Origin of the sequence: Micromonospora fiedleri, from assembly GCF_016774385.1 — a bacterium.
In the GTDB taxonomy this organism is placed as follows: Bacteria; Actinomycetota; Actinomycetes; order Mycobacteriales; family Micromonosporaceae; genus Micromonospora; species Micromonospora gifhornensis.
Window position 1 is genome coordinate 180,611 of the sequence record NZ_JAETXL010000008.1, and the last position, 20,100, is coordinate 200,710.

The following is a 20,100-nucleotide window of genomic DNA, read 5'->3' on the forward strand; positions in this document are numbered from 1 at the left end:
TGGCAGTATGTTCGGGATGACCGGGCGAAAGACAGGCAGCATTCCCCAACAGGGCGTCACCGAGCGCCAACGAGGTGACGCGATGGCCGAGGTTCCCAGCGAGGGAAGCGACAAGCGGCGGCGTACGGTGCGCACCGCGTCGGCCAAGCCGACCTCACGGGTACGCATGTCGGCTGCTCAACGTCGCGAACAGCTGATCTCGATCGGTCGGCAGATCTTCGCCGAGCGGGGCTTCGATGCCACCTCCATCGAGGAGGTGGCATCGCGCGCCAAGGTCTCCAAGCCGGTGGTCTACGAGCACTTCGGCGGCAAGGAAGGGCTCTACGCGGTGGTGGTGGACCGGGAGGTCCGGGCCCTGCTGGACCGGATCACCACCGCGCTGACCGCCGGCCATCCGCGCGAGCTGCTGGAGCAGGCGGCGTTGGCGCTGCTCGGCTACATCGAGGAGGAGACGAGCGGGTTCCGGGTGCTGGTGCGCGAATCGCCGGCGCTCTCCGCGACCGGCAATTTCAGCAGCGTGATGAACGACGTGGCGCACCAGGTGGAGCACATCCTGGGCGCGGAGTTCTCCAGCCGGGGGTACGACCCGAAGCTTGCCGAGTTGTACGCGCAGGCGCTGGTGGGGATGGTCGCGTTGACCGGCCGCTGGTGGTTGGAGGTACGCAAGCCGCGCAAGGAGACGGTGGCGGCGCACCTGGTGAACCTCTCCTGGAACGGCCTGTCGCACCTGGAGGCGAAGCCGGGGCTGATCACCGCCGGCCGCTGATCACCGCGCTGGTTGATCGTCGCAAGCCGGCTGGTCGGCCGGGTCAGCGGCGGCGGTGGATCTCGGCGACGGGGTGGTAGCGGCGCTCCCGCTCGGCCTCGGCGTGCTCGGACGGCCCCACCTTGTCGTAGAAGCCGGTGCCGAGCAGGATCAGCCCGAAGAGCATCGACACGACCACCGTCGACATCGAGAAGTTCAGGAAGTTGGCGCGGGTCTGCAGGAACGACATCATCAGGATGCTGGTGGCCAGGAAGACGACCCCGGCGGTCAGGTTCATGTAGTGGCCCAGGTTGCCGCGCCGGGACGCGCCGACGATGAGTACGGCTCCGAAGATCACCGAGGCCAGTGAGAAGGCCAGGTTGGTCCGGAGTCCGAGAGCCCAGCTGCCGTCGCGGGAGAACAGCGGTTCGCCCCAGGTCGACGCGGTGCCCCAGACACCGAACGCCAGGATGTAGAGCCCGATCAGGCCGGACAGCACCCGGTAGATCGGCCGCGCCGGATGGTTGATGGGAAAGTGCGGCATCGACCCCTCCATGCCACCGGGAACAATCCGGACAATCGTCCCCCACCAGCCCCACCTTCGGCAGCCATTCCCCCAAAGATCACCCATCCATTCCCGGCCGTGCAGCCAGGACGATGCGCGACTACGAAGGGTTTCGCCGGAGCCCGACCCGCGCAGGGATCAAGCCTGACCGCCCGGAGCGGGTCGGGCTCCGGCGAAACCCCACCGCAACCAGTTCACAACTCAGAGCACGAGCCGAGCCTTCTGCCAAGCCTCGTGCTCCTCGTCCGTGCCGACCTTGCTGTACATGCCGGACATCAGCAGCGCGAGGCTGAGGAGCATGAGCACGATGACGGTGGCCACGCTGAGGTTGAAGATGTTGGCGTCGGTACGCAGGAAGGCGAGCCCGCCCAGGCTCACCACCATGATCAGGTACGCGCTCCACTGGTTGATCAGCACGTCCAGGTTGCGGCCGATGACCGTGCCGGCCAGCACGACGGCGCCGATCACGATGCTCAGCAGCGAGAAGCCGAGGTTGGTCCCCTGCCCGAGCACCTGGGTGTCGCCCTGACCGAAGAACGGGTCGCCGGTGCTGGCGAAGAAGCCGAGCAGACCGAAGAGCACCAGGTACAGACCGATCAGCCCGCCGATCGCCCGGTAGATCGGCCGCGCGGGGTGGTTGACGGGGGTGTGGGCCATTTCTGTGTCTCCAACGCCGTTGGGTCAGGGTCTTCCGGGGATTGTCCCGTACCCCACGGTGTGACGCCGCACACGGGGTCCCCGGCAGGTCGGGACGTCGCTGCCGGTCGTCGGCGCAGCACCGAGGACCGGTGATGCGACTCAGCCGGCGGGGATCTCGTCGGCCAGGGCGAGCCAGGCCTCCTCGATCTGTTCCCGTTCTGCCCGTACCTGGTTGAGCTGGGCGTCCAGCTCGGCGACCTTGTTGTAGTCGGTGGCGTTGGCGGCGAGTTGGTCGAGCAGCGTGGCTTCCTTCTGCTCCAGCTTGCCGACCTGCCGCTCCAACCGGGTCAGTTCCTTGCGGGCCTGTCGGGCCTCGGCGGCGCTCATCCCGCTGATGGTCGCGGCGGTGGTGGTCGGCGCGGCCGGTGCGGCGTTGAGGCCGGGCCGGTTGGCGGCTCGGCTGAGGTATTCCTCCACGCCGCCGGGCAGGTGCACCAGCCGCCCGTCGCCGAACATCCCGTACGCCGTGTCGGCCACCCGCTCGATGAGGTAGCGGTCGTGGCTGGCCACCACGATGGTGCCGGGCCAGGAGTCGAGCAGGTCCTCCAGCGCGGCGAGGGTGTCGGTGTCGAGGTCGTTGGTGGGCTCGTCGAGCAGCAGCACGTTCGGCTCGCCGGCGAGCAGGCGCAGCATCTGCAACCGGCGGCGCTCACCGCCGGAGAGGTCACCGACCGGGGTCCAGAGCCGCCGGTCGTCGAAGCCGAAGACCTCGGCGAGTTGGGCGGCCGAGATCTCCCGGTCGCCGAGGCGTACCCGCCGGGCGACCTCCTCGACGGCTTCGAGGACACGCAGTTCGCTGGGGAGTTCGCGCAGTTCCTGGGAGAGGAACGCGGGTCGTACGGTGGAGCCGGTGATCAGCCGACCGCCGTCGGGGTGGGTGATGCCGGCGAGCATCCGCAGCAGGGTGGTCTTGCCGGCGCCGTTGGCGCCGAGGATGGCGACCCGGTCGCCGGGGCCGACCTGCCAGGTGGCGTCTTCGAGGATGGTCTTGGGGCCGGCGTGCAGTCGGACGTGCTCCAGGTCGTACACCTGCTTGCCGAGCCGGGCGGTGGCCAGGCGTTGCAGGGAGGTGGTGTCGCGCGGGGGTGGTACGTCGGCGATGAGCGCGTTGGCCGCGTCGATGCGGAACTTGGGCTTGGAGGTCCGGGCCGGTGCGCCTCGGCGCAGCCAGGCGATCTCCTTGCGGAGCAGGTTCTGCCGGCGGGCCTCGGTGGCGGCGGCGACCCGTTCGCGTTCGACGCGGGCCAGGGTCCAGGCCGCGTAGCCGCCCTCGTAGGCCCGGACGGTCTGGTCGGCCACCTCCCAGGTGGTGGTGCAGACCGCGTCGAGGAACCAGCGGTCGTGGGTGACCACGACGAGGGCGCCCTTGCGGCCGAGCAGGTGCCGGGCCAGCCAGTCGACGCCGCCGACGTCGAGGTGGTTGGTGGGCTCGTCGAGGATGAGCAGGTCGGCCTCGCGGACCAGCAGGGCGGCCAGCGCGACGCGGCGGCGTTCGCCGCCGGACATCGGTCCGACGGGGGTGTCGAGGCCGAGGTAGGGCATGCCGAGCCCGTCGAGGATGGCGCGTACGCCGGCGTCGCCGGCCCATTCGTGCTCGGCGCCCATGCTCTCGGCGAGCCATTCGGTGCCGAGCACGACGTCGCGGACGGTGGCGTCGGGGCTGAGGGTGAGGTTCTGGGGCAGCCAGGCGACCCGCAGGTCACGACGGTGGGTGACGCGGCCGTCGTCGGGTTCCTCGGCGCGGGTGAGCAGCCGCAGCAGCGTCGACTTGCCGGCGCCGTTGAGCCCGACCACGCCGATCCGGTCGGCGTCGTCCAGGCCGAGCGAGACGTCGGTGAGCAGCGGCCCGGCGGCGCCGTAGCCCTTGGACACCCGGTCCAGGTTGACGATGTTGGCCACGAACCCACCTCTCATGATCAAGGCGTCCCGGTGCCGGTGGGCACTTGAGGACGCCTGACTCTCAGCGTACGCGGAGCGGCGCCCCGCCTGCCGGCAGCGCCCCGTCCCCCACTCAGCCAGGGGAACTCCGAAGGTCACGCTCGATCTGGGATCAAGTGGCTTGCGCCCGCGACGAGGCCACTCGATCCCGAATCGAGCGCAATCTTGCCGGAGGTGGCGTGGTGGTCAGGTGATGCGGGCGCCGTGGACGGGGCCGTGGGCGGTGCGGACGTGGCGGCACACGTCGGCCGCGGTCAACTCGGCGGCGATCCGTTCGGCGTCGGCCGCGTCGGTGGTGAGGAAGACGCAGGTGGGGCCGGAGCCGGAGACGATGCCGGCCAGGGCGCCGGCCGCCTCGCCGGCCTTGAGGGTGGCCGCCAGGGAGGGGCGCAGGGACAGGGCGGCGTCCTGCAGGTCGTTGCCGAGGGTCCGGGCGAGCACCCTCGGGTCGCGCTGGCGCAGCGCGCCCAGCAGGGCGTCGGTGCTGCCGAGCGCCGGTCCCGCGGCGCCGGTCTCGCGCAGCCGGTCGAGTTCGCGGTACGCCTGCGGGGTGGAAAGGCCGCCGTCGGCGATGGCCACCACCCAGTGCCAGGAGGTGGGGCGGGCCAGCACGGGGCTGATCGCCTCACCCCGGCCGGTGCCGAGCGCGGTGCCGCCGTGGATCAGGAACGGCACGTCCGAGCCGAGGTCGGCGGCGATACCGGCCAGTTCGTCGCGGGACAGGCCGGTGCCCCAGAGCGCGTCGCAGGCCACCAGCGTGGCGGCCGCGTCGGCGCTGCCGCCGGCGAGTCCACCGGCGAGGGGGATCTGTTTGCGCAGGTGCAGACGGGCGTGCGGCATCACACCGGCGTATCCGGCGAGCGCGTGGGCGGCCCGGATGACCAGGTTGGAGTCGTCGAGGGCGAGTTCGCCGGTGCCTTCGCCCTCCATGGTGAGGGTGAGGGTGTCGCCCCGCCGCGCGGTCAGCTCGTCGTAGATCGAGATCGCGTGGTAGACGGTGTTCAGCTCGTGGTAGCCGTCCCGCCGTAACGGTCCGACCCCCAGATGCAGGTTGACCTTGGCGGGCACCCGGACCCGGACCGGTCCGGTGGCCCCGCGCCGTTCGTCGTCGTCCCCCGGTCGCCAGGCCTCGGTCACCGGATGCCACCCCGTCCGCACGACGGGATGTCGAACGACTTCTCCACGATCAGCTCCTCGGCGGTGTCAGGCGGCCGGTCCCGCGTCCGCGTCAGCCTACTGCGCTGCGGACGTACCGCCTCGGGCCGACGCGGCCACCGCGGCGAACTGCTCGACGGTGAGTGACTCCCCCCGTGCGCCGGGGTCGACGCCGGCTGCGGTGAGCGCCGCGGCGGCCCGATCGGCGCCGCCGGCCCAGCCGGCCAGGGCGGCCCGCAGGGTCTTGCGGCGCTGCGCGAACGCCGCGTCCACCACGGCGAAGACCTGTTCCCGGGGTACGTCGGCGCGGGGTGGTTCGCGGCGGGTGAAGGCGACCAGACCGGAGTCGACGTTGGGCACCGGCCAGAACACGTTCGGTGGCACCTTGCCGGCGGCGCGGGCGTGGGCGTACCAGGCGAGTTTGACCGACGGGATGCCGTACACCTTGGAGCCGGGACCGGCGACGAGCCGGTCGGCGACCTCCTTCTGCACCATCACCAGTCCGTGGCGGAGGCTGGGCAGTACGGCCAGCAGGTGCAGCACCACCGGCACGGCGACGTTGTAGGGCAGGTTCGCCACCAGCGCGGTGGGTGCCGGGTCGGCCAGTTCGGCGCCGGTGATCCGCAGCGCGTCGGCGTGGTGCACGGTGAGCCGCGCGGCGTGCGGGCCGGCGTGCCGGGCGGCGGTGTTGGGCAACGCCGCGGCCAGCGTCGGATCGATCTCCACGGCGTGTACGTGGGCGGCGACGGGCAGCAGGGCGAGGGTCAGCGAGCCGAGCCCTGGTCCCACTTCCAGCGCGACGTCGTCGCCGGTGAGCCCGGCGGTGGTGACGATCCGGCGCACGGTGTTCGGGTCGTGCACGAAGTTCTGCCCGAGCCGCTTGGTGGGGGCGACACCGAGCCGGGCGGCGAGGTCCCGGATCTCCGCCGGTCCGAGCAGGTCTGCGGCCATAGCCCGACAGCCTACGGGTAAGGAAGGGCCCCCTCTTAACGCCTCGTGTATAGCAAGGGCCCCTTCTTAACGTCAGCGTTCAGTGCCAGGGGCCGAAGGCCCGTTCGCCGGTGGCGGAGATCGCGGCGCAGAGGTCGTCGAGGTCGGCGCCGGTGGCGTCGGCCAGGGCCCGCACGGTCAGCGGGATGAGGTACGACGCGTTCGGCCGCCCCCGGTACGGCATCGGGGTGAGGTACGGCGCGTCGGTCTCGACGAGGATCTGGTCCAGCGGGGTCAGCGCGGCGGCCTCGCGCAGTGACCCGGCGCTGGCGAAGGTGACCGTCCCGGCGAAGCTGAGCAGGTATCCGCGGCGGACGCACTCGGCGGCGAACTGCGCGTCGCCGGAGAAGCAGTGCATCACCACCGTGTCGGGTGCGCCCTCGTCGTCGAGGATGCGCAGCACGTCGGCGTGGGCGTCGCGGTCGTGGATGACCAGGGTCTTGGCGTACCGCTTGGCGATGGCGATGTGGGCCCGGAAGCTCTCCTCCTGGGCGGCGCGACCGTCGTCGCCGGTGCGGAAGAAGTCCATGCCGGTCTCGCCGACGCCGCGTACCCGGTCCCGGGCGGCCAGCGACTCGATCTCCCGCAGCGCGGCGTCGAGGTCGGCCAGCCGGGGCGCCTCGTTGGGGTGCAGCGCCACGGTGGCCAGCACGGCGGGATGCCGGTCGGCCACGTCGGCGCCCCAGCGGGAGGATTCCACGTCGACGCCGACCTGGACCAGCCGGTCGACGCCCACGGCGGTGGCCACATCGATCGCCGCGGTGACCGGGTCGGCGGCGTCACCGGCACCCGGCACCCCGACCTCGCTGACGGTGATGTCCAGGTGGGTGTGGCTGTCGAGCACCGGCCGGGGCAACGGTTCGGGGGCGGGCGGGAACTCACCGGCGCGGCGCGCGGCGCGCTGGCTGCGGGACTCGGTCGGCTGGCTCATCAGCGACAGCATCACACAACGGGTCGCTCCACCCGTCCGCCACCCGGTGTTCACCTCGACTACGCCGGGCGGTCGTACCGTCGCGGGGGTGACCGCAGGAAGCGAGGTGAGGCCGTGAGCATCACCCCTCGCGCCGAGGGCGCGGCGCCGGAGCAGACCGGGCTGCGGGTGGCGTACGGCGGTGCCGTCTATCCCGCCGAGGAGATCGCCCGCGGTGCGGCGTACGAGTTGTTCAGCCCACACGAGGTGCCGGGTTTCCAGTGGGCGCCCCGACCCAACTCGGCGCTGCCATGGCGGCGATTCGTGCACGTCACCGAGGTCGGTGCGGTGCACTGCCCGACCGAGCCGGCGGAGGAGCCGGAGGCGCCGCTGCTGATGCCGCTGCACCGCGAGCGGGGTTGGTCGCAGGTGCACCGGCTCAGCCAGCAGCCGAACGCGGCGGATGATCCCCTGGTCCGGGCGGTTCGCGCGTCGGCGACCATCCGCCGGGGCACCCGGATGGTGAAGATCCTTTCCGCCCGGCAACTCGCCGGTCATGTTCGGGGCTGGTTGCCGCACGGGTTCTGTTACCGGGAGCACGATGTGGCGCATCTGCGTACTCCGGCGGCCACCTCGGTGTTGCGTACCGATGGCGGGGGTGGTGGGGACGCGGCGGAGGTGACGTACGCGCTGCGGTGGCGGGCGGCCGATCCGGGTGACTACGACGTGCCGGCCGGTGTGGCGTACCGGGGGTTGACCGCGCTGGGTGCCCGGGACCGGTTGGGGCCGGCGGTGCTCGGTACCGGTTTCGCGCCGAGCAGCAGTCAACTCGTTCCCGAGTTCGTCACCCGGGACTTCGCCGACCTGCCGATGCCGGCCAACGCGACCCTGTTGGCGTATCCGGCCGAGGGCATCGAGGTGGTGCTCTACGTCTACCAGGCCGAGCAGCGCGGCTGGCTGCGGATGGTGGGTCCCCAGTGGCGGCATCTGCTCGCCGCGGTGCCGGGGCTGTCGCCGGATCAGGAGTACGTGCCGACCGGTGAGGCGCCCCGGTCCACGCGGCTGGTCGGCACGTACGCCGGCGGGGAGTACGAGGCGGTGGCGGATCTGCCCGGCGGGTTCCGGGTGTTGGCGCTGACCCGGGCCGCCCGCTACCCGGTCGACGGGGTGTCCCGCCGGCTGCGGCAGGCCACCTGGCGCGGCGTGCCCTGCCTGGTGCTCGGCGAGGAGGCGGACTGGCTGCGGTTGCGGTTGCGGCAGCCGAATCCGGACGCGGTGGCCGTAACCGGCGCGCAGTGTCACGAACGGGGTGTCTACGAGACCTGGGCACCCGGCAGCGAGGTCACCGACGACCGGGTGGTCGATCATCCGTACGTCCTCTGACGAACCGGACACCGCGGTGTGCGGTCGGGCCACGCATATCGGCCGGTGGCCCGGGAATGCGCGGGCGACCATGTCGTCCGACCGCAGGAGAGTGAGATGCCCTTCATCACCGTCGGTACGGAGAACTCCGCGCCCATCGACCTGTACTACGAGGATCACGGTTCCGGTCAGCCGATCGTGCTGATCCACGGGTTCCCGTTCAACGGGGCGACCTGGGAGAAGATCTCCGGGCCGCTGCTCGCGGCCGGATACCGGGTGATCACGTACGACCGACGTGGTTTCGGCAATTCGGCGCAGCCGGCCCTCGGGTACGACTACGACACCTTCGCCGCCGATCTCGACGTGCTGATGAGCGAACTCGATCTGCGCAACGCGATCCTGGTCGGTCACTCGATGGGCACCGGCGAGGTGACCCGCTACCTGGGCGCGTACGGCTCGGACCGGGTGGACCGGGCGGTGTTGCTGGCGCCGTTGGCGCCGTACCTGAAGCAGACGTCGGACAACCCGGAGGGTGTGGACCCGAGCCTCTTCGAAGGCTTCAAGCAGGCGATCATCGACGACCGGTTCGCCTACCTCACCCAGTTCTGCAACAACTTCTTCAACTACGACGAGAACCGGGGCAAGCTGGTCAGCGAGGAGGCGTACCGGGCGCACTGGGAGATCGGCGCGCGTGCCTCGGCGATCGGCACGCACGACAGCGTGGACGCCTGGGGCACCGATTTCCGGGGCGACGTGTCCCGCATCGACGTGCCGGTGCTGATCGTGCAGGGCGACAAGGACATGGTGTTGCCGTACCCGAAGACCGGCCAGCGGTTGCAGCCGTTGCTGTCGGACAGCCGGCTGGTCACCCTCAAGGGCGCGCCGCACGGCACCCCGTGGACCAACGCCGACGACGTACTCCAGGCGATCATGGAGTTCATCGGAGCGCCGGCGATGGCCCGGGCCTGACCGCCCACGGACGCGGGCGCGACCCCGGTGCGGGGGTCGCGCCCGTCGCGCCGTTCAGCTGTCGAGCCGGGCGAGTTCCTCGTCCACGATCGAGGGGTCGAGCTTGCGGAAGATCGGCTTGGGCGCCGCGAGCGGTCGCCCCACCGCAAGGGGTACGGACTCCCACCGCGCGCCCTGCGTGTAGTCCCCGGTCAGCACCGGGTACGCCGGCCCGCCGTCGAGGTCCTCGACCTGCTCGATGACCGGCATCGGGGCGTGCACCCCGGTACCGCCGAGCAACTCGTGGACCTTCTGCGCGGAGTGCGGCAGGAACGGGGTGAGCAGCGTGTTGGCGTCGCTGACCACCTGGAGGGCGACGTGCAGGATGGTGCCCATCCGGGGCTTGTCCGCCTCGTCCTTGAGCTTCCACGGCGCCTGGTCGGAGAGGTACTTGTTGGCCTCGGCGACCACCTTCATCGCCTCGCCGATGGCCTGCTTCTGCCGGTGCCGGGCGATCAGGTCACCGACCGTGGTGAAGCCGGCGCGGGCCACCGCGAGCAGCGCCTCGTCGGCCTCGGTGAGCCCGTTCGGGTCGACCGCGGGGATCTGGCCGAAGTTCTTCGCCGCCATCGAGATCGACCGGTTGACCAGGTTGCCCCAGCCGGCGACCAGTTCGTCGTTGTTGCGGCGGAGGAACTCGGCCCAGGTGAAGTCGGTGTCGTTGCTCTCCGGGCCGGCGACGGCGATGAAGTAGCGCAGCGCGTCGGCGTCGTAGCGTTCGAGGAAGTCCCGGACGTAGATGACCACCCGGCGGGAGGAGGAGAACTTGCGTCCCTCCATGGTCAGGAACTCGCTGGAAACCACCTCGGTGGGCAGGTTGAGTCGCCCCAGCTGCCCCGGCTCGCCGTCCCGGCTGCCCTCGCCGGAGTAGCCGGCGAGCAGGGCCGGCCAGATGACCGAGTGGAAGACGATGTTGTCCTTGCCCATGAAGTAGTACGCCTGGGCGTCCTTCCCGGCCCCGTCGGTGGACCACCACCTGCGCCAGGCTTCCGGGTCGCCGGAGCGGCGGGCCCACTCGATGGAGGCGGAGAGGTAGCCGATCACCGCGTCGAACCAGACGTAGATCCGCTTGTCGGTGCGCTCCCGCCAGTCGTCGAGCGGGATCGGTACGCCCCATTCCAGGTCGCGGGTGATGGCCCGGGGCTGGAGGTCGTCCAGCAGGTTCCTGGAGAACCGCAGCACGTTGGGACGCCAGCCCTCCCGGGTGTCCAGCCACTGGCGGAGCACGTCGGCCAGGGCCGGCAGGTCGAGGAAGAAGTGCTCGGTCTCGACGAACTTGGGCGTCTCGCCGTTGATCTTCGACTTGGGGTCGATCAGGTCGATCGGGTCGAGCTGGTTGCCGCAGTTGTCGCACTGGTCGCCGCGGGCGCTGCCGTAGCCGCAGATCGGGCAGGTGCCCTCGATGTACCTGTCGGGCAGGGTCCGGCCGGTGGACGGGGAGATCGCCCCCATCGTGGTCTTCGGCACGATGTAGCCGTTGCGGTACATCCCCTCGAACAACTCCTGCACCACGGCGTAGTGGTTGCGGGTGGTGGTACGGGTGAACAGGTCGTAGGAGAGACCGAGGCCGTGCAGGTCCTCCACGATCACCCGGTTGTACCGGTCGGCCAGTTCCCGCGGGGTCAGCCCCTCGGCGTCGGCCTGCACCTGGATCGGCGTGCCGTGCTCGTCGGTGCCGGAGACCATGAGCACGTCGTGGCCGGCCATCCGCATGTACCGGGAGAAGACGTCGGAGGGAACGCCGAAACCGGAGACGTGGCCGATATGGCGCGGGCCGTTGGCGTACGGCCAGGCCACTGCCGCGAGAACGTGACTCATGACGAGCAAGCCTAGTGACCCGTCGAGGGTGGCCGCGAACCAATAGGGGGTGCCGGGTCGATGAAGCGGACCACTTCGACCCGGCCACTCGTCCGATTTGTCGCCGACACGCTGCCTGAGCTGCCCTCTGTGACTGTTCTGCCGGTGTCAAATGAACCGCGTGACTGGCAGCAGAGCCGCCCGCGACCACGACGACGGCCTTCCCACGGACGCCCGGCCCGATCCGAGCACGGCCCCGCGTACTCCGTGGTCGGAGGTGCCGGCGGCCGCGCGTACGTCTGCGGTGGCGCCGCAACCCCGGACGGTGCCGCCCGACGGCGCGACGCCCACCGACCCCGCACCGCCCGGGGTGGAGGTGGAACCCACCACCGGGGCGCCTGTCGACGCGCTGCCGCGTCGGGTGCCGTTGCGGTCCGCCGGGCGTCGGGGCCGCCGGACCGACGACGGTACGGAGGAGGTGTTCTGGGCGCCGATCGAGCAGGTGCACTGGGACGGCACCCCGGTACGGCAGGACGGGGCGCGCACCACCCGCGCCTGGTGGCGACCCACCTGGCCGCTGCGGCGCGACCGGAAACGGTCCAGCCGTCCGCCGGACCCGCTGGCCGGGTTGGCCGCGCTGGTCGGGTTGAGTCTGGCCACGGCCTTCTTCGCCTGGGTCAGCGCCGGCCCGCTCTGGCTCGCGGTCGGGCATGCCACCTCGGGCAGCGTGGTGGTGACCGACTGCACCGGCGGGGGCCTGTCCCAGCGGTGCCGGGGCAACTTCGCCGCTGCCGAGGATCGATTCCGCAGCTACGGCATCCGGGTCAGCGGGGTGCCCGAGCGGCGGGCCACCGCGGGCACGGTGCTGCCCGCCCGGCTCACCGGCCCGAACGCCGACATCGCGTACGCCGACCGGGGCGTCGGTGCACACCTGCGCTGGCTGCTCGGCCTGCTGGGGGTGCTGGGCTGCGCCGCCGGCATCGCCCGGTGGACCGGTGCCACCCGGTTCTCCGACCCGGTCGACCGACGTTGGGCGGTCGCCGCCGCGTTCGCCGGCCCACTGGTGATCACCCTCGGCTTCCTCGCCGCCGCCTGGTGAATTCGCCCGTTAACAGGGGGCCCTTCCTATACCTGAGGCGTTAACAAGGGGCCCTTCCTTACACCTGATGCACCACGGTGTAGACGTCGCGCCGGCGCAGCCCGAAGCTGCTCGCCACCTCGGTGATCGCATCGCGGCGGGTCAGGCCGGCGGCTTCCCGGTCGGCCACCGCGGCGCGCAGCGTGTCGTCGTCGGGGCGGGTCGCGGGTGTCGCCGGGGCACCGGCCACCACGAGGGTGATCTCGCCACGCGGGTCACCGTCGGCGGCCCACCGGGCCAGCTCCCCCAGCGGGCGGCGCACCACCTCCTCGTACGTCTTGGTCAGCTCCCGGCACAGGGCGGCGGGCCGGTCGGCGCCGAACGTGTCGGCCAGGTCGGCGAGGGCGGCGGTGATCCGGTGCGGGGCCTCGAAGATGACCAGGGTCCGCTCCTCGTCGGCCAGGGCACGCAGCCGGGACCGACGACCGCTCGGACTGCGGGGCAGGAACCCTTCGAAGCAGAACCGGTCGGAGGGCAGCCCGGACAGCGCCAGCGCGGTCGTCACCGCGCTCGGTCCCGGCGCGGCGGTGACCGGGATCCCGGCCTCCAAGGCGGCCCGGACCAGCCGGTAACCGGGATCGGAGACGCTCGGCATCCCACCGTCGGTGACCAGGGCGACGACCCTTCCGGCGGTGAGTTCGTCGACCAGTTCGGGGGTACGGCGCTCCTCGTTGCCCTCGAAGTAGGAGATGATCCGCCCGGCGACCGTCACGTCCAGGTCGCGGGCCAGTCGGCCCAGTCGGCGGGTGTCCTCGGCGGCGACCACGTCGGCGGTGGCGAGCACGTCGCGCAGGCGGGCGGAGGCGTCGGCGGGGTTGCCGAGGGGTGCCCCGAGCAGAATCAGGCGCCCCAGGTCGGACATTTCACTCACGTCTACGCGCTCTTTCATCGACGGTCGTACCGGATTCGGGGACGATGTACGCCACCGACCCCGTTGGCAGCCTACGATCGCCGGGTGACGAGTGCGTCGACAGCACACAGTGCGAGCGCCGACCAGCCGCAGCCGGAGGCCGGATCCGCCACGACCGGTTCGACCGATCGGGCCGCCAGCGGCGTACCGGCCATGGTCCGCCGCCGGTTGGCCACCGTCGAGACCCGGTTGGACAGCCGGTCATGGCTGGCCACAGCGGTGGTGGTGGCGATCGCGGCGATCCTCAGGTTCGCCAACCTCAGCCACCCGCCGGGCAAGATCTTCGACGAGATCTACTACGCGCGGGACGCCTGGGCCCTGGTCGACAAGGGCGTGGAGTGGAACTACAAGGACGGCGGACCGTCGTACGTGGTCCACCCGCCGCTCGGCAAGTGGTTGATCGGCCTGGGCGAGTGGGCCTTCGGCTACTCCGACGCCGAGCACGGCATCTCGGTGCCGGGCCAGCTGTTCACCACCGCGCCCGAGTTCGGCTGGCGCTTCTCGGCCGCACTCATCGGCACCCTGTCGGTGCTGCTGCTGATCCGCATCGGCCGCCGCCTGTTCGGCTCCACGGTGCTCGGCTGCGCCGCCGGTCTGCTGCTCGCGGTCGACGGGTACCACCTGGTGTTGTCGCGTACCGCGTTGCTCGACATCTTCCTGCTCTTCTTCGTGCTGGCCGCGTTCGGCGCGCTGGTGCTGGACCGGGACGCCACCCGCCGACGGTGGGCCCGGGCGCTGGAGGCCGGGCTCGACCCGACCCTCCGGGGACGCGCCGGCCGACCGCCGGGTGGCTGGCGGAACTGGCCCTGGTGGCGGCTGGCGACCGGGGTGCTGCTCGGCTGTGCCTTCGCGGTGAAGTGGAGCGCCCTGTTCTTCGTGCCGGTGTTCGCCCTGCTGATGCTGCTCTGGGACGTCGGCGCCCGCCGCTCGGCCGGGGTGCCGCGGCCCTGGCGGGCCACCATGCTCGACGGTTTTCCCTGGATGGTGCTCGCCGGTGTGCTGATGGCGGTCACCTACGTGGTCAGCTGGTCGGGCTGGTTGCTCAGCAATGAGGGCTACTACCGCCTCGCCGAGCGCTATCCGCAGGCGGGGCTCAGCGACACCCCGATCATCGGCCCGCTGTGGAACCTGGTGCAGTACCACCAGGCCGCGTTGGGCTTCCACAGCCAGCTCGACGACCCGCACAAGTACCAGTCGTGGCCGTGGCAGTGGCTGCTGCTGGGCCGGCCGGTGGCGTTCCACTGGGTGCAGCCCCAGGGCGGCTGCGGGGCAGCAGCGGGTTGCGCCGAGGAGATCCTGCTGCTCGGTACGCCGCTGCTGTGGTGGTCGTTCCTACCGGCGCTGGTGGCGCTGATCTGGCTGGGTCTGGCCCGGCGGGACTGGCGGGCCGGGGCGATCCTGCTCCTCGTGGCCGCCGCGCTGCTGCCCTGGTTCTGGTTCGCCCTCGACGGACGGACGATGTTCTTCTTCTACGCCGCGCCGGCCGTGCCGTTCCTCGTGCTGGCGGTGGTCTACGTGCTGGGTGCGATCGCGTCGCCGGCCGGAATGAGCGGGACTCTGCCCGTCGACGGCGCGGACGCCGAGGCGAGCCGAGATCGCCGGATGATCGGCGCGGTGATCGCCGGGGCCTACGTGGCACTGGTGGTGATCTGCTTCGCGTACTTCTATCCGATCTTCGTGGGCCTGAACATCCCGTACGCCGAGTGGTCGGCGCGGATGTGGCTGGGCGATCGCTGGATCTGACCGCGTGAGCGGAGTCCCGGGCCGGTGTCCGGGACTCCCGGCGTGGACCCCGTCCGCCGCCACCGGCACGAAAAGGCCCTACGCAAAAGGCCTACACGTCTGGCGTGTAGGCCTTTTGCAGTCGTTCGGAGCCCTCAGGGCTTGAGGAGGCAGGTTTGCCCTGAGCAGGAAATAGGACGCGCCCCGATCGCCTGCCACGGGGGAAGCGGGCGATTGGGGCGCGCACCAGCAGCTTAACCACCCATGACCAGCGGCACAACGGGGCGGCGCGGGTCAGTTTTCCGACGAGACGGCGATGGCGTCCCAAACTCCCCGCGGTGACCGGTGCGTTACTCATCACACCGGCGTGGCGATCAACTCTCAGAACCGTCTGGGGCGGCGGGGCAACCAACCGAGGAACCGGTCCTGCAGGGAGGTCGACCCGGACAGGTGCAGGTCCTCGGCGGCGGCGGCCAGACAGGCACCCAGGTAGACGCTGAGCATCGCGCGATCGGTCAGGTACTCGGAGAGCAGCCGGTCCCGCTTCGGCTCACACGGCCATTCAGCGCCACAGGTGCCGCACGTCCAGTCGGGTGTCAGTGGAGCGTGCTCGTCCGGCACCACCGCAACCGCGCCGGTGTCCGCCTGCGTCACCCCGACATCCGAGCGATCCGCAACACCCGTCATCGCGCTCCCTTCCGCCTCGTCTCGGACAGCAGGCGAACCCGCCGTCGATCATCGACCGCAACCGTGATCCCCGCGCAGAACCAACAGCGCCCGGGAACGCTGCGGCGTTACATCGTTGCGGTACGTTCACGAGCCATGGCCGCCACCACCCACCACAACCGCTGCCCGCACCCGATCTCAGCGCCCGCCGATGCTACCGGGCTCACTGGTCGAATCCTGCGACCGGGAGTCAACGGTGCGTGACCTGTTGCCCCCGGCCGTCGCGGTGGCGGTCGCCGAGCCTGCCGACTGGACCGGCGAGCTGTACGCCGTCGAGGCGGCCTGCCTCGGCGAACGGGCGGTGGACAGCCGCCGCCGCGACTTCACCGCGGGCCGGGTCTGTGCCCGCCGGGCCATGGCCATGCTGGGCCTGCCCGCAGTCGCCGTCCCCGCCGGCGCGGACCGGTCGCCGGTCTGGCCGCCGGGCACCGTCGGCACCATCACCCACACCAAGGGCTACTGCGCCGCCGCGGTGGGACGCACCAGCGAGATCCGGGCGGTCGGCATGGACGCCGAGCAGCACCGAGTGCTCGGTGCGGAGGTGAGCCGGCTGATCTGCCTGCCCGAGGAGGAGGAGCAACACGACAGGTTGCCCTCCGGCGTCGCCTGGTCGACGGTGGTGTTCAGCGCCAAGGAGACCGTCTACAAGATCTGGCATCCGATCGTCGGCGACTGGCTCGGTTTTCACGACGCGCTTGTGGAGTTGGACCCGGCCACCGCGACGTTCACCGCCCGGATCGCTCCGGCCCTGATCGACGCCGCCGGGTCCGCCGACCCGCCCTCGGTGATCACCGGACGCTTCGCGGTGGACGCGAATCTGGTCCGTACCGCTGCGGTCCTGCCGCCACGATAGGGCTCCGCCCGGCAGCCGCCGATCGGACGATGACGCTCACCGATCGGTGTTGCCGGTACGCGGTAGCGTCAGGCGGTTCACGTCCGGTATCAGGTGCCCGAGGAGTACGGTGAGCTACCCCCAGCCCCCAGGTGGACCGCAGGACCCCTACCAACCCCAGCCCAGCGACCCGTGGGCACCACCGCCTGCGGCCGGGTCGACGGACGGCGCACCGCAGGACGGCACCTGGTCGCCTCCCCCACCGGCCGACCCGGGCGGCTCGTGGCCGGCTCCGCAGCCGCCGAGCAGCGCCCCGCCGGTGTCCGGCACGCCGCATCCCACGTCGGGCGCCCCGCAGCCCACCTCGGGCACGCCGCATCCCGCCTCGGGTGCCCCGCAGCCCACTTCGGGTACGCCGTACCCGCCGGCCGGCCCGCTCCCGCCCAGCGGCCCCTTCCCGCCGGGTGCCGGCTACCCGGCCGGACCGTACGCGCCGGGCGGCGCCTATCCGCCGGCCAACCCGAACCAGGCCGGCGGTGGGTACCCGCCAGCCGGGGGCTACCCACCCGGCGGCACCTACCCACCCGGCACCTACCCGCCCGGTGCCTACCCGCCCGGTGCCTACCCGCCCGGTGGTTATCCGCCGGGCGCCGCTGCGCCGATGCCGACCAGCGGCGGCAGCGGCGGCAGGACCACGCTGATCGTGGTGATCACGGTGGTGGTCGTCGCGCTGCTCTGCTGCGCCGGCGGCGTCGTCGCACTGATCGCCGGGATGAACCGGACCGCCGACGAGATCGCCGAGGCGCTACCGACTCCTTCGGTCGCCGTCCCGAGGACCCCGGAGGCCCGGCCGCCGGACGGTGGGATCCCACCGGTCTTCTCGGACGAGGAGGGCGAGACGTTCAACATGCGGCCCGGCGACACGCTGGTGCTGAGCGACAACAGCGGCACGATCGAGATCACTGTGACGCAGTTCCGTACCGTGACCGAAAGTTGCCGTTCCTTCGCACCCGCCCCGCAGAAGGGACGATTCCTGATCGCCGAGGTGAGGGCCAGGGTCACCAAGGGCACCGGGTCGATCAACCCGTTCTACTTCCAGTGGCGGGCCGCCGACGGCAGCACCGTCAACGGTCTGGTGGGCGCCGTCTACGGCTGCGGCGATCCGCTCGGCGCCGGCAACAGCCTGCCCACCGGCAGCACGCGTTCCGGCCGGGTCGTCTTCGACGTCGCCGACACCAACGGCGTCATGGAGTACCTCCACCAGTTCGAGATCGCCGGCTCCTGGAAGCCGTAGTCGGGAGACCACCGAGGGAAACCGAGCGCACCGGGGGCGTTTGTCCTCAATGGACGTCGCTACACTCCCGCCAGTGATCAACAAAAAATGGTCGTCAGTGGTCCTTTTGGGACTACTGACGGCAACCACGCTGGCCGGCGCATCGCCGGCATCCGCCGACGACACGGCAGAACCCGTCACCGAGCCGCCTCGCGTCCAACTCGTGCTGGACGTGAGCGGCTCGATGCGGGCCACCGACATCGACGGGCGCAGCCGCATCTCCGTGGCCCAGCAGGCGTTCGGCGAGGTGGTGGACGCGCTGCCGGACGAGACCCAGCTGGGCATCCGGGTACTCGGGGCCACCTACCGGGGTGAGGACAAGCAGCAGGGCTGCCTGGACACCCAACAGATCGTGCCGGTCGGGCCGGTGAACCGGGAACGCGCCAAGGCCGCCGTGGCCACGCTGCGTCCGACCGGCTTCACCCCGGTCGGGCTCGCCCTGCGGGAGGCCGCCAAGGACCTGGGCAGGGGCACCACCGCCCGACGCATCGTGCTGATCACCGACGGCGAGGACACCTGCGCCCCGCCGGACCCGTGCCAGGTGGCGCGGGAACTGGCGGCCCAGGGCACCACGTTGGTGGTGGACACGCTCGGGTTGGCGCCCGACGAGAAGGTCCGCCGCCAACTGCTCTGCATCGCCGCCGCCACCGGCGGGACCTACACGGCCGCGACCAGCGCAGAGGATCTCACCGGCCGGCTCAAACAACTGGTGGACCGGGCCCGCGACACGTACGCGACCACGCCGGCGAAGGTGGCCGGGGCGGACGTCTGCCAGGGGGCGCCGCTGTTGGCGCCGGGCGTCTACACCGACCGGGAGACCTTCTCCGAGCACCGGTGGTACCGGGTGCCGGTCCGGCCGGACCAGGAGCTACGCGCCTCGGTCAGCGTGGCGATGGATCGCCCGGTCAACCCGGACTACGGCGTACTGCTGCGGGCCACCGCGTCCGACGGCCGGGAACTGGTCCGCGGCGTGGACGCGGGCAGTGGGCGTACCGACGTGGTGTCGGCCGGACTGCGCTGGTCGGCCGGGGCGGACGACGACGAGCAGGCGCGAACCGAGGACGCCACCCCGACGCCGACGGCCTCGGCGGCTGCCGTCACCACGGTCTGCCTGGTGGTCAGCAACATGTTCTCGCCCAGGGCCGGGACCGAGAAGGAACCCGGCATGCCTGTCGAGTTGACAGTCGACGTGGTGGCCGCCTCTCCCACCCCGGACGGGCCCGACCTGGGCCGGGGTTGGGTGCTGCTGCTCCTGCTGACCCTGGCCGGTCTGCTCACCGGGCTCGTCACCGGTCTGCTCACCCGCTGGTGGGTGGCCACCTGGAGGGAGAAGTGATGCGTACCCGATCGGCGATCCTGGCCGCGCTGGTGGCCGGCGGTGTCGCGCTGACACCGGCCACGGTGCTGGCCGCGCCCACCCCGACCCCCTCGCCCGGCTCGACCACCCTGACCAAGGCCGGTACCTCGTTCCTGAGCGCCACGCCGGTCGCGGCCGGTCAACCGGTCAGGGTGGGTGCCTCCACCGGCGAGTACCTCTACTGGTCGTTCACGGCGGGCGCGGGCGAGATCCACGAGATCAACGCCACCGTGTCGCTGGCCGAGGACCGGCGCGGCAGCTCAACCTGGGCGGTGGAGGTCTTCGACGGGCTGCGTCGCCGGCAGGCGTGCACGGCCGGTGCGCAGACGCCGACGGCCGACGCCTCGGTGTCCACCGTGGCCATCGGCTGCACGCTGCGCCGGGTACGGCCGTGGGCGGAGCCGTGGTCCGTCGACCCGCTGCCCGGCACCTACTACGTCCGGTTGACCGTGGTCGACGTCCCCGAACGCGACCTCGGCCTGCCGATCGACGTGGACCTGCTGATCTCCGCCAGCGGGGACGCGGGCAGCGCGCCCGAGGACGGCAGGCTGGAAGCGCCGCTGGTGCCACCGGCCAACGCCGGCAAGCTGCTGGAGGCGGTGCCGACGGCACCCACGCAGGACGAGGAGAGCGACGGCTGGAATCTCGACCTCACCGGCTGGCTGCCGGAGGCGGGCTCCCGCTGGATCTGGACCACGGCCGGCGGGGTGCTGGCCGCCGTCGCCGGGGTGGTCGGCTTCGCGCTGACCCGCCGCCCCGCGACCAGGTGAACCACCTGGCCTCCAGGTGAGCCGCACGTTCTGGTGAGCCGTACATCCAGGTGAAGCCGCACATCCAGGTGAGTCGCACCTCCGGGTGAGCCGCCGCCGGCAGGTCGCGTCGGGTGCCGAGACGTGACCTGCCGGCGGTTCAC

General features: G+C 71.6%; 18 protein-coding genes. 9 read left to right on the top strand and 9 right to left on the bottom strand.

The genetic code is table 11. From position 1 onward, the window contains the following. The first annotated feature begins 82 nt into the window (after nucleotides 1-82). Entirely contained in the window at nucleotides 83-766 is a 684-nt protein-coding gene (locus JMF97_RS22685; RefSeq protein WP_203223363.1) for a TetR/AcrR family transcriptional regulator, read from the top strand. Between the two features lie 43 nt (nucleotides 767-809). Here the strand turns inward: JMF97_RS22685 and JMF97_RS22690 are convergent, their stop codons facing one another. The 6 genes from JMF97_RS22690 to JMF97_RS22715 all read right to left on the bottom strand — a co-directional run bounded on the left by JMF97_RS22690 (nucleotide 810) and on the right by JMF97_RS22715 (nucleotide 7,035). Further along, the gene (locus JMF97_RS22690; protein WP_203223364.1) at nucleotides 810-1,289 is read right to left on the bottom strand and encodes a DUF4383 domain-containing protein; all 480 of its coding nucleotides are present in this window, start codon (nucleotides 1,287-1,289) and stop codon (nucleotides 810-812) included. Between the two features lie 222 nt (nucleotides 1,290-1,511). After that, nucleotides 1,512-1,967 (bottom strand): DUF4383 domain-containing protein, encoded by a 456-nt coding sequence (locus JMF97_RS22695; protein ID WP_203223365.1) that lies wholly within the window; start codon nucleotides 1,965-1,967, stop codon nucleotides 1,512-1,514. Nucleotides 1,968-2,108: 141 nt separating this feature from the next. Continuing rightward, a complete protein-coding gene (locus tag JMF97_RS22700) occupies nucleotides 2,109-3,908 on the bottom strand; it encodes an ABC-F family ATP-binding cassette domain-containing protein (protein ID WP_203223366.1) in 1,800 nt (599 codons plus the stop codon). Nucleotides 3,909-4,133: 225 nt separating this feature from the next. Beyond that, a complete protein-coding gene (locus JMF97_RS22705) occupies nucleotides 4,134-5,084 on the bottom strand; it encodes a 4-(cytidine 5'-diphospho)-2-C-methyl-D-erythritol kinase (RefSeq protein ID WP_203223367.1) in 951 nt (316 codons plus the stop codon). Nucleotides 5,085-5,180: 96 nt separating this feature from the next. After that, complete coding sequence (rsmA, locus tag JMF97_RS22710; RefSeq protein WP_203223368.1) at nucleotides 5,181-6,053, bottom strand: 16S rRNA (adenine(1518)-N(6)/adenine(1519)-N(6))-dimethyltransferase RsmA; 873 nt, start codon at nucleotides 6,051-6,053, stop codon at nucleotides 5,181-5,183. Nucleotides 6,054-6,132: 79 nt separating this feature from the next. Then, nucleotides 6,133-7,035, bottom strand: a complete 903-nt coding sequence (locus tag JMF97_RS22715) for a TatD family hydrolase (RefSeq protein ID WP_203223473.1) — start codon at nucleotides 7,033-7,035, stop codon at nucleotides 6,133-6,135. Nucleotides 7,036-7,137: 102 nt separating this feature from the next. On the opposite strand from JMF97_RS22715, the gene JMF97_RS22720 reads away from it, so the two are divergent. Beyond that, complete coding sequence (locus tag JMF97_RS22720; protein WP_203223369.1) at nucleotides 7,138-8,385, top strand: hypothetical protein; 1,248 nt, start codon at nucleotides 7,138-7,140, stop codon at nucleotides 8,383-8,385. A gap of 96 nt (nucleotides 8,386-8,481) precedes the next feature. Continuing rightward, on the top strand, nucleotides 8,482-9,333 hold the full coding sequence (locus JMF97_RS22725) for an alpha/beta fold hydrolase (RefSeq protein WP_203223370.1): 852 nt from the start codon (nucleotides 8,482-8,484) through the stop codon (nucleotides 9,331-9,333). 54 nt (nucleotides 9,334-9,387) lie between these two features. On the opposite strand, the gene metG is transcribed toward JMF97_RS22725, so the two are convergent. Next, nucleotides 9,388-11,190, bottom strand: a complete 1,803-nt coding sequence (gene metG, locus JMF97_RS22730) for a methionine--tRNA ligase (protein ID WP_203223371.1) — start codon at nucleotides 11,188-11,190, stop codon at nucleotides 9,388-9,390. Nucleotides 11,191-11,341: 151 nt separating this feature from the next. Here metG and JMF97_RS22735 point away from each other — a divergent pair, with 151 nt between their 5' ends. Continuing rightward, nucleotides 11,342-12,268: a hypothetical protein gene (locus tag JMF97_RS22735; RefSeq protein ID WP_238359900.1), complete on the top strand. Its 927-nt coding sequence runs from the start codon at nucleotides 11,342-11,344 to the stop codon at nucleotides 12,266-12,268. A gap of 58 nt (nucleotides 12,269-12,326) precedes the next feature. Here JMF97_RS22735 and rsmI read toward each other — a convergent pair whose 3' ends face one another. Further along, nucleotides 12,327-13,196 (bottom strand): 16S rRNA (cytidine(1402)-2'-O)-methyltransferase, encoded by an 870-nt coding sequence (gene rsmI / locus JMF97_RS22740; protein ID WP_238359901.1) that lies wholly within the window; start codon nucleotides 13,194-13,196, stop codon nucleotides 12,327-12,329. 66 nt (nucleotides 13,197-13,262) lie between these two features. Here rsmI and JMF97_RS22745 point away from each other — a divergent pair, with 66 nt between their 5' ends. Then, entirely contained in the window at nucleotides 13,263-14,960 is a 1,698-nt protein-coding gene (locus tag JMF97_RS22745) for a dolichyl-phosphate-mannose--protein mannosyltransferase (protein ID WP_203223373.1), read from the top strand. Nucleotides 14,961-15,320: 360 nt separating this feature from the next. Here the strand turns inward: JMF97_RS22745 and JMF97_RS22750 are convergent, their stop codons facing one another. Further along, nucleotides 15,321-15,593, bottom strand: a complete 273-nt coding sequence (locus JMF97_RS22750; RefSeq protein ID WP_203223374.1) for a hypothetical protein — start codon at nucleotides 15,591-15,593, stop codon at nucleotides 15,321-15,323. Nucleotides 15,594-15,861: 268 nt separating this feature from the next. Between JMF97_RS22750 and JMF97_RS22755 the strand changes: the two genes are divergently transcribed. The 4 genes from JMF97_RS22755 to JMF97_RS22770 all read left to right on the top strand — a co-directional run bounded on the left by JMF97_RS22755 (nucleotide 15,862) and on the right by JMF97_RS22770 (nucleotide 19,957). Next, entirely contained in the window at nucleotides 15,862-16,518 is a 657-nt protein-coding gene (locus JMF97_RS22755) for a 4'-phosphopantetheinyl transferase family protein (protein WP_203223375.1), read from the top strand. 109 nt (nucleotides 16,519-16,627) lie between these two features. Continuing rightward, nucleotides 16,628-17,791 (top strand): hypothetical protein, encoded by a 1,164-nt coding sequence (locus JMF97_RS22760; protein WP_203223376.1) that lies wholly within the window; start codon nucleotides 16,628-16,630, stop codon nucleotides 17,789-17,791. 49 nt (nucleotides 17,792-17,840) lie between these two features. Next, complete coding sequence (locus JMF97_RS22765) at nucleotides 17,841-19,166, top strand: vWA domain-containing protein (RefSeq protein WP_203223377.1); 1,326 nt, start codon at nucleotides 17,841-17,843, stop codon at nucleotides 19,164-19,166. Beyond that, nucleotides 19,166-19,957, top strand: coding sequence for a peptidase (locus tag JMF97_RS22770; protein ID WP_203223378.1), 792 nt, complete (start codon nucleotides 19,166-19,168; stop codon nucleotides 19,955-19,957). Before JMF97_RS22765 ends, JMF97_RS22770 begins: the two co-directional genes overlap by 1 nt. Nucleotides 19,958-20,100 lie beyond the last annotated feature (143 nt).

What these genes read in the sequence shown, in the direction of transcription:
- JMF97_RS22690 (WP_203223364.1), bottom strand. Translation starts at nt 1,289, where the DNA reads ATGCCGCACTTTCCCATCAACCATCCGGCGCGGCCGATCTACCGGGTG.
- JMF97_RS22685 (WP_203223363.1), top strand. Translation starts at nt 83, where the DNA reads ATGGCCGAGGTTCCCAGCGAGGGAAGCGACAAGCGGCGGCGTACGGTG.
- JMF97_RS22725 (WP_203223370.1), top strand. Translation starts at nt 8,482, where the DNA reads ATGCCCTTCATCACCGTCGGTACGGAGAACTCCGCGCCCATCGACCTG.
- metG (WP_203223371.1), bottom strand. Translation starts at nt 11,190, where the DNA reads ATGAGTCACGTTCTCGCGGCAGTGGCCTGGCCGTACGCCAACGGCCCG.
- rsmI (WP_238359901.1), bottom strand. Translation starts at nt 13,196, where the DNA reads ATGAAAGAGCGCGTAGACGTGAGTGAAATGTCCGACCTGGGGCGCCTG.
- JMF97_RS22735 (WP_238359900.1), top strand. Translation starts at nt 11,342, where the DNA reads ATGAACCGCGTGACTGGCAGCAGAGCCGCCCGCGACCACGACGACGGC.
- JMF97_RS22770 (WP_203223378.1), top strand. Translation starts at nt 19,166, where the DNA reads ATGCGTACCCGATCGGCGATCCTGGCCGCGCTGGTGGCCGGCGGTGTC.
- rsmA (WP_203223368.1), bottom strand. Translation starts at nt 6,053, where the DNA reads ATGGCCGCAGACCTGCTCGGACCGGCGGAGATCCGGGACCTCGCCGCC.
- JMF97_RS22765 (WP_203223377.1), top strand. Translation starts at nt 17,841, where the DNA reads ATGGACGTCGCTACACTCCCGCCAGTGATCAACAAAAAATGGTCGTCA.
- JMF97_RS22715 (WP_203223473.1), bottom strand. Translation starts at nt 7,035, where the DNA reads ATGCTGTCGCTGATGAGCCAGCCGACCGAGTCCCGCAGCCAGCGCGCC.
- JMF97_RS22695 (WP_203223365.1), bottom strand. Translation starts at nt 1,967, where the DNA reads ATGGCCCACACCCCCGTCAACCACCCCGCGCGGCCGATCTACCGGGCG.